This window comes from Magnetospirillum sp. UT-4, from assembly GCF_902729435.1.
GTDB lineage: Bacteria > Pseudomonadota > Alphaproteobacteria > Rhodospirillales > Magnetospirillaceae > Magnetospirillum.
This window is the reverse complement of record NZ_CACVCG010000121.1, coordinates 1-1,028: the sequence shown is the minus strand read 5'-3', so window position 1 is coordinate 1,028 and position 1,028 is coordinate 1. Positions and strand designations below refer to the sequence as shown.

The window sequence follows — 1,028 nt, the reverse complement described above, 5'->3', positions numbered from 1 at the left end:
TGGCTCATAGCCGCATGATCTGAAGTAGTTGGCGCATTCGGCGGGCTGGAACAGATCGACGAGGCGTCCGATGAGGCTCCAAAGGCCAGAGACGGTTCGCTCGGCCTCCCTTCGCAGCAGTGCCTTGAGCTTGGCGAAGGCCTTTTCGATGGGGTTGAAGTCGGGGCTGTAGGGTGGGAGGAACAACACCTTCGCCCCGGCGGCCTCGATCACCTCGCGGACCACGGGACGTTTGTGGCTGGACAGATTGTCCATGATGACGACGTCACCGGGCGTCAGGGTCGGCACCAAAACCTGGCGCACGTAGGCTTCGAACCATTCGCCGTTGATCGGCCCGTCGAGGACCATGGGCGCCACCATGCCGGTCATCCGCAGACCGGCGACCAGGGTGGTCGTCTTGCGATGTCCGTGGGGGAACCCCATCCGCAGGCGCTCGCCCCTGGGGCAGCGTCCGTGCGTGCGGGTCATGTTGGTGGCCGTCCAGGTCTCGTCGATGAAAACCAAGCGTTCCGGATCCAGGTCAGGCTGGCCGTCGAACCAGTCCTGCCGCTCCATCAGGATGTCGGGGCGGTCTTGCTCGATCGCGTGGCCGGTCTTTTTTTCCGCGTGATCCCGCGGCGAACGAAAAAACGGTGAAGGCCAACGCGTGACACCGTCAGGCCGATGTCGGCCAACGCATCGCGCAGTTCATCCAGGGTGATGTCCTTGCGGGCGTCCCAGATGCCCAGGATGTCGTCCCGCCGCGCCTCGATCCGGCGCGACCGCATGTCGCCACCTTGAGGCTTGGGGGCAAAGCTGCCGGTGTCGCGGCGCTGCCCATGCCACCGGATCGCCGTCGAGGGCGCCACTCCGAACCGAGCCGCCGCCGACCGGCAACTCATGCCCTCGTCAATCGCAGCCAAGACACGCGAACGCAGATCCATCGATAGAGGCTGTCCCATTCATGCTGGCCTCCTCGCTCCAGCAGGAATCTTGAATCAGATTTTCAGCCCCTTGGGAATCCCTTGCGATTCGTGACGTTCGAAATC

1 protein-coding gene is annotated in these 1,028 nt (G+C 63.9%); it reads right to left on the bottom strand.

Features of this window, described 5'->3' with window-relative positions; all coding sequences use genetic code 11:
* Positions 1-941 (bottom strand): IS630 family transposase gene (locus MTBUT4_RS15210; RefSeq protein ID WP_173980549.1). Its coding sequence is split into 2 segments (ribosomal slippage), with 942 coding nucleotides annotated over them: positions 1-605 and positions 605-941; the frame shifts between segments, so codons are not numbered across the junction. This gene is flagged as partial in the annotation.
* Positions 942-1,028: the final 87 nt, after the last annotated feature.